Source organism: Actinotalea sp. JY-7885 (assembly GCF_014525465.1).
GTDB lineage: Bacteria > Actinomycetota > Actinomycetes > Actinomycetales > Cellulomonadaceae > Actinotalea.
In genome coordinates this window covers 1-6461 of sequence record NZ_JACEXH010000174.1, presented here as the reverse complement: position 1 = coordinate 6461, position 6461 = coordinate 1, and the positions used below count along the sequence as shown (strand labels likewise).

Here is a 6461-nt window from a genome sequence, read left to right as displayed (position 1 = left end):
GAGGCCTCGGCGGGGGTGGCGTCGCCGCCGGGCGACCCGACGGCGTCCCCCGGATCCGGGGCCCGCGGCCCGGCGGCGCCGGCCGCAGGCCCGGGCGCGCTGTGGTCGCGGACGATGCGGCGGCGCACGCTCGCGGCCTGGGTCGTGTGGTTCGGCGTGAACTTCGCGTACTACGGCGCGTTCATCTGGTTGCCGTCGCTGCTCGTCGAGCAGGGCTACTCGCTCGTGCAGTCGTTCGGGTACACGCTCGTCATCACGCTCGCCCAGCTGCCGGGGTACGCGGTCGCGGCCCTGCTGATCGAGGTGTGGGGGCGGCGGGCGACGCTCGCCTCCTTCCTCGTGGGCTCCGCCGGCGCCGCGGCGCTCTTCGGTGCCGCGGACAGCACCACCGCCGTGCTCGTCGCCGGGATGCTCCTCTCGTTCTTCAACCTCGGCGCGTGGGGCGCGCTGTACGCCGTCACGCCCGAGATCTACCCGACGGCGCTGCGGGGCACGGGCTCCGGGTGGGCCGCCGGCTTCGGGCGCATCGCCTCGATCCTCGCCCCGCTCGCGGTGCCGCCGCTCCTGGTGGCCGGCGGCCAGGCGCTCACCTTCGGTGCCTTCGCCGCGGCGTTCGTCGTGTCCGCCGTGGCCGCTCTCGGCCTGCCGGAGCTCCGCGGCCGGGCGCTGCCCGAGGACGTCGTCGCGCCCACCTGATCCCGCGGCCGGGCAGGGGGCACGCCGGGGCCGGGCATCTGGCACAATGGCCTGCTGTACCCGGCACGGACGGCCCCTCTACCCGCCCGCCGCCGCGTCCCTCGGTCAGCACGCGTCACCTACCCCACGGGCCGGTGCGTGCCGACCACCCGCAGCAGAACCAGGAGAGACCACCACTGTGGCCGTCAAGATCCGTCTGAAGCGTCTCGGCAAGATCCGGGCGCCGTACTACCGCATCGTCGTCGCCGACTCCCGCGCCAAGCGCGACGGGGCCGTCATCGAGGAGATCGGCAAGTACCACCCCACGGAGGAGCCCTCGTTCATCGAGGTCGACTCGGACCGCGCGCAGTACTGGCTCGGTGTCGGCGCCCAGCCGACCGAGCAGGTGCAGGTCCTGCTCAAGATCACGGGTGACTGGCAGAAGTTCAAGGGTCTCCCGGGCACGGAGGGCACCCTCCGCGTGAAGGAGGGCACGGCCGACGCGGCCGCCGCGATCGCCGCTGCCGCCGACGCCGCCGAGAAGGCCAAGGCCAGCGCCGCCGAGAAGAAGGCCGCGGCCGACGCCGCTGCCGCCGCCCCGGCTGCCGAGGCGCCCGCCGAGGACCAGGCCTGATGCTCGCCGACTCCCTGGAGCACCTGGTCCGCGGCATCGTGGACCACCCGGACGACGTCCGGGTCACGGCGCGCTCGCTGCGCCGTGGTGAGCTCCTCGAGGTCCGGGTGCACCCCGAGGACCTCGGTCGGGTCATCGGTCGCAGCGGCCGCACCGCCCGCGCACTGCGCACGGTGGTCGGCGCGCTGTCGCCCGATGGCGCGGTGCGGGTCGACGTCGTGGACGTCGACCGGCGCTGAGCAGGCTCGAACGCAGTCGTCAGGCCCGGCCCCTACCCTGGGGCCGGGCCTGACCCCTGTCCGGCACCGGCCGGACGACCGACCGGCAGGCGCCGGCACCCGACGAGGAGGACTCATGCAGCTCACGGTCGCGACGGTGGGACGCGCGCACGGGCTGCGCGGCGAGGTGTCCCTCGACGTGCGGACGGACACGCCGGCCGAGCGGTTCGCGGTCGGTTCCGTGCTGCGCACCGTCCCGGCCCAGGCGGGGCCGCTGACCGTGACCCACGCGCGCGACATGCAGGGGCGCTGGTACGTGAGGTTCGCCGAGGCCGCCGACCGCACGGCGGCCGAGCAGCTGCGCGGCGTGGAGCTCGTCGTGGAGGTCGACGCGTCCGACGAGGAGGACGCCTGGTACCCCTACGAGCTCGCGGGCCTGCGGGTCGAGCTCGAGGACGGCACGGTGGTCGGTGAGGTCGTGGGCCTCGAGCACCTGCCGGCCCAGGACGCCCTCCTCGTGCGCGAGACCGGCGGGGCCCGGACCCTGGTGCCCTTCGTGCGCGCGATCGTGCCGGTCGTCGACGTCGCGGGCGGACGGGTCGTGCTCGACCCGCCGCGGGGCCTCCTGGCGAGCGACCCGGTGGACGACGACGAGATCGACGGGGACTGACGTGCGCGTCGACGTCGTCACGATCTTCCCCGAGTACCTCGCGGCCCTGGACCTCTCGCTCGTCGGCAAGGCGCGCACGACGGGGATCCTCGACCTGCGCGTGCACGACCTGCGGGACTGGACGACGGACCGCCACCGCACCGTCGACGACACCCCGCTCGGCGGCGGCGCCGGCATGGTGATGCGCCCCGACGTGTGGGGGGCCGCCGTCGACGACGTGCTCGGCCTGGGCGACGCGGCCTCCGGCTCCCTCGCCCCGGGCGACGTCGAGCTCGTCGTGCCGACGCCGTCGGGCGAGCTCTTCACCCAGCGCACGGCCGAGCGGCTCGCCGGGGTGGGCCACGTCGTGCTCGCCTGCGGCCGCTACGAGGGCATCGACGCGCGCGTGGCCGACCACTACCGCGCAGCCGGCGTGCGCGTCACCGAGCTGTCGATCGGGGACTACGTCCTCAACGGGGGAGAGGTGGCGGCGCTCGTCGTCGTGGAGGCGGTCGCGCGGCTGCTGCCGGGCGTGGTGGGCAACCCGCAGTCCCTCGTCGAGGAGTCGCACGGGGCCGCCGGCCTGCTGGAGTACCCGGTCTTCACGCGTCCGCCCAGCTGGCGGGGGATGGACGTGCCCGACGTCCTGCTCTCCGGGCACCACGCGCGCATCGAGCGCTGGCGTCGCGACCGGGCGCTCGAGCGGACCGCGCAGCGGCGTCCGGACCTCCTGCGGCGCCTCGTGCCGGACGAGCTCGACGCCGCGGACCGCGCGCTGCTCGAGCGGCTCGGGTGGCACGTGGGCCCCGCGGGGCCGGAGCCGGCGCGTCCCGAGGGCGAGGCCGGCCCGGAGTCGTGAGGGCCGGGGCTCGTGTGGCACACTGGCGGGCGGTACGTCGGCTCGTCTCTGCCACAGGGGAGGCGGTCCAGCCACCTCGCGGCACGTGATCCCGTCAGGGTCGTCGCGAGGCCCGCCCCGCCGGCGGAGACGGACCCACCACCTGTTCCGACCAGGCAGCCGTGCTGCCCATCATGACGCGCCTGACCTGTGGCAGCGCTGAGGAGTGACACCATGCACATTCTCGACTCGGTCGACGCGGCCTCGCTGCGTTCCGACATCCCGGACTTCCGCCCCGGTGACACGCTCAAGGTCAACGTCAAGGTCGTCGAGGGCTCGCGCTCCCGCATCCAGGCGTTCCAGGGTGTCGTCATCGCGCGCCAGGGCGGCGGCGTCCGCGAGACGTTCACCATCCGCAAGGTGAGCTTCGGCGTCGGTGTCGAGCGCACGTTCCCGGTCCACTCCCCGTCGCTGGACAGCGTCGAGGTCGTCACGCGCGGTGACGTGCGCCGCGCGAAGCTGTACTACCTCCGCAAGCTGCGCGGCAAGAAGGCCAAGATCAAGGAGAAGCGCGAGACGCCGGCTCCCCGCTGAGCACCGCGTTTCAGCTCTCGACCGACGGGCGGTCACCCCTCAGGGGTGGCCGCCCGTCGGCGTCCCGGCCGTGGCACCCAGGTCGGCATGGCACAGTGGTCCGGTGACGTCTCGAGCCGCCGCCCAGCACCGCCGACGGGGCGCCCCCGAGGACGAGGCCGCCACCCCCGCCGACGGGACGCCGCGCCGCGAACGCCGTCGCGGCGGGCTGGCCGCGTGGCTCAAGGAGACGGCGATCATCGTCGTGAGCGCGCTCGTGCTCTCGCTCGTCATCAAGACGTTCCTCGTCCAGGCGTTCTTCATCCCGACCGGCTCGATGGAGCAGACCCTGATGGTCGGGGACCGCGTGCTGGTGACGAAGCTCGCCCCCGGCCCGCTGGACGTGCACCGGGGTGACATCGTCGTCTTCAAGGACCCCGGCGGCTGGCTCCCGCCGTCGGAGCCCACGCCCCCCGGCTGGCGGACGGTCGTCAACGACGTGCTGACGTACGTCGGGCTCGTGCCGCAGGACTCCGGCGAGCACCTCATCAAGCGCGTCATCGGGCTGCCCGGGGACACGGTCGCCTGCTGCGACGCCGAGGGCCGCCTCACGGTCAACGGCGTCCCGCTGGACGAGCCGTACCTGGCCGACGGCGCCCTGCCGAGCGAGATCGAGTTCACGACCGAGGTCCCCGAGGGCCGGCTGTGGGTCATGGGCGACAACCGGCAGAACTCCCAGGACTCCCGCTACAAGCAGGGCGCGCCCGGCGGCGGCAGCATCCCGCTCGACAACGTCGTCGGCGTGGCCTTCGTGACGGTGTGGCCCGTGGACCGCTGGCACGCGTTGCGCAACCCCGGCGCCACCTTCGCGGACGTGCCGGAGAGCGGGCAGGGCACTCCGTGAGCCCGCAGGTCCGGCCGGACCTGCGCCACGAGCGCGCCCTGCTGCGCGCCGGGGCGCGCGTCGTCGTCGGCATGGACGAGGTGGGCCGCGGCGCGCTCGCCGGACCCGTGAGCGTCGGCGCCGTCGCGGTGGACCTCACGACCCGCACCTGCCCGCAGGGCGTCGCGGACTCCAAGCTCCTGACGCCCCTGGCCCGCCAGCGGCTGCTGCCGGCCCTGGGTCGCTGGGGGCTGGCGCGCGCCGTCGGGCACGCGCAGCCCGAGGAGATCGACGCGCTCGGGATCATCGCCGCCCTCCGCCTCGCGGGGCACCGCGCGCTCGACGCGCTGGTGGCGTGCGGGGTCGAGCCGGACCTCGTGCTGCTCGACGGGTCCCACGACTGGCTGTCCCCGCCCGCGCAGGCCTCGCTGTTCGAGGACGACCCGGACGCGCCCGCCGTCGCCGGCGACGTGCGCCACGGCGGCCTCGCCGTCCGGACCCGGGTCAAGGCCGACCGCACCTGTGCCTCGGTCGCCGCGGCGAGCGTGCTCGCCAAGTGCGAGCGCGACGCCCGGATGGTCGAGCTCGCGCGGCAGCACCCCGCGTTCGGGTGGGAGGAGAACAAGGGCTACGGCTCGTCCGAGCACGTCCGGGCCCTGCGCGACCTCGGGCCCACGCCCCTGCACCGACGCAGCTGGCGGCTGCCGACGGCGGACGTGCTGGCCGAGCTCGGGGCTCCGGCGGCGGCGCCGCGACCGGACGAGGCCCTGCGATGGTCCATGATGGACGCGTGAGCGCGGAGGACCTGGAGAACTACGAGACCGACATGGAGCTCGCGCTCTACCGCGAGTACCGGGACGTCGTGGGCGTCTTCTCCTACGTGGTCGAGACCGAGCGGCGCTTCTACCTGGCCAACCAGGTCGACCTGCAGGTGCGCTCCGCCGCCGGCGAGGTGTACTTCGAGCTCACCCTCAACGACGCCTGGGTGTGGGACGTCTACCGGTCGGCGCGGTTCGTGAAGTCCGTCCGCGTGGTGACCTTCAAGGACGTCAACGTCGAGGAGCTCGCCAAGACGGAGCTCGACCTGCCCGACGGCGGCACCTTCCGCCGCTGACGAGCTCCGCCCGCCCGTCCCCAGGGTGCGCGCGGTCGCCGTCGTCCACAGCACCGAGGGTCCCGGCGCCCGCCGCCCCCGCCGCGCTGCCAGCGTGCGGGGCGGAGGTGGTCTCGGATGAGAGCCAAGGACGCCGTCGGGCGCTACGGGGAGAACGTCGCGGCGTCCTACCTCGCGGCCGCGGGCTGGCAGGTGGTGGACCGGAACTGGCGCGGGCCGTCGGGGGAGCTCGACATCGTCGCCCTGCACGGTGACGAGCTGGTCGTGGTCGAGGTCAAGACGCGCTCCGGCGACGGCTTCGGGCACCCGGCCGAGGCGGTGACGCCCGCGAAGTTGGCGCGTCTGCGGCGCCTCGCCGCCCAGTGGCTGGACGCGCACGAGCTGCACCCGCGCAGCGTGCGGATCGACGTCGTCGCGGTGCGGACCGCCCGGCGCGGTGCCGCGACGGTCGAGCACCTGACCGGGGTCGCGTGATGGGGCTGGGGCGCACGCGCGCCGTCTGCCTCGTCGGCCTCACCGGGCACCTCGTCGAGGTCGAGGCGCACCTGGCGGCGTCCCTGCCCGGGTTCTCGCTCGTCGGCCTGCCCGACGCCTCCCTCGCGGAGGCGCGCGACCGCGTGCGGGCCGGCGTGACCTCCTCGGGGCTCGGCTGGCCGTCGCGCCGCATCACGGTCAACCTCTCCCCGGCGTCGCTGCCCAAGGGCGGCGCGTCCTTCGACCTGGCGATCGCGGTCGCGGTGCTCGCGGGCGCCGGCGTCTGCGACCCCGCCCGGACGGCGGACCGGGTGCACCTCGGCGAGCTGGGGCTCGACGGCCGCCTGCGGCCCGTGCGCGGCGTCCTCCCGGCCGTCGCGGCCGCGGTCGCCGCCGGCTTCCC

11 protein-coding genes are annotated in these 6461 nt (G+C 75.1%); all 11 read left to right on the top strand.

Annotated features, from left to right (window positions below; all coding sequences use genetic code 11):
* On the top strand, positions 1–696 hold a 696-nt coding region (locus tag IDM29_RS13705), incomplete at its 5' end, for an MFS transporter (protein ID WP_188037644.1).
* Positions 697–874: 178 nt separating this feature from the next.
* On the top strand, positions 875–1309 hold the full coding sequence (rpsP, locus tag IDM29_RS13700) for a 30S ribosomal protein S16 (RefSeq protein WP_182113557.1): 435 nt from the start codon (positions 875–877) through the stop codon (positions 1307–1309).
* Complete coding sequence (locus IDM29_RS13695) at positions 1309–1548, top strand: RNA-binding protein (RefSeq protein ID WP_182113558.1); 240 nt, start codon at positions 1309–1311, stop codon at positions 1546–1548. Before rpsP ends, IDM29_RS13695 begins: the two co-directional genes overlap by 1 nt.
* Before the next feature lie 115 nt (positions 1549–1663).
* Complete coding sequence (rimM, locus tag IDM29_RS13690; RefSeq protein WP_182113559.1) at positions 1664–2197, top strand: ribosome maturation factor RimM; 534 nt, start codon at positions 1664–1666, stop codon at positions 2195–2197.
* 1 nt (position 2198) lies between these two features.
* A complete protein-coding gene (trmD, locus tag IDM29_RS13685; protein WP_182113560.1) occupies positions 2199–3035 on the top strand; it encodes a tRNA (guanosine(37)-N1)-methyltransferase TrmD in 837 nt (278 codons plus the stop codon).
* Between the two features lie 213 nt (positions 3036–3248).
* Complete coding sequence (gene rplS / locus IDM29_RS13680; RefSeq protein WP_182113561.1) at positions 3249–3608, top strand: 50S ribosomal protein L19; 360 nt, start codon at positions 3249–3251, stop codon at positions 3606–3608.
* A 103-nt stretch (positions 3609–3711) separates the two neighbouring features.
* Positions 3712–4491: a signal peptidase I gene (gene lepB, locus IDM29_RS13675; protein ID WP_182113562.1), complete on the top strand. Its 780-nt coding sequence runs from the start codon at positions 3712–3714 to the stop codon at positions 4489–4491.
* The gene (locus tag IDM29_RS13670; protein ID WP_255491811.1) at positions 4488–5264 is read left to right on the top strand and encodes a ribonuclease HII; all 777 of its coding nucleotides are present in this window, start codon (positions 4488–4490) and stop codon (positions 5262–5264) included. The genes lepB and IDM29_RS13670 overlap by 4 nt, the downstream gene beginning before the upstream one ends.
* On the top strand, positions 5261–5584 hold the full coding sequence (locus IDM29_RS13665) for a DUF2469 domain-containing protein (RefSeq protein WP_182113563.1): 324 nt from the start codon (positions 5261–5263) through the stop codon (positions 5582–5584). Before IDM29_RS13670 ends, IDM29_RS13665 begins: the two co-directional genes overlap by 4 nt.
* 117 nt (positions 5585–5701) lie before the next feature.
* Positions 5702–6058 (top strand): YraN family protein, encoded by a 357-nt coding sequence (locus IDM29_RS13660; RefSeq protein ID WP_182113564.1) that lies wholly within the window; start codon positions 5702–5704, stop codon positions 6056–6058.
* On the top strand, positions 6058–6461 hold a 404-nt coding region (locus tag IDM29_RS13655; protein WP_304518692.1), incomplete at its 3' end, for a magnesium chelatase domain-containing protein. The genes IDM29_RS13660 and IDM29_RS13655, both read left to right, overlap by 1 nt.

Coding starts and splice junctions, on each gene's coding strand:
- rimM (WP_182113559.1), top strand. CDS start 1,664: ATGCAGCTCACGGTCGCGACGGTGGGACGCGCGCACGGGCTGCGCGGC.
- IDM29_RS13695 (WP_182113558.1), top strand. CDS start 1,309: ATGCTCGCCGACTCCCTGGAGCACCTGGTCCGCGGCATCGTGGACCAC.
- IDM29_RS13660 (WP_182113564.1), top strand. CDS start 5,702: ATGAGAGCCAAGGACGCCGTCGGGCGCTACGGGGAGAACGTCGCGGCG.
- rplS (WP_182113561.1), top strand. CDS start 3,249: ATGCACATTCTCGACTCGGTCGACGCGGCCTCGCTGCGTTCCGACATC.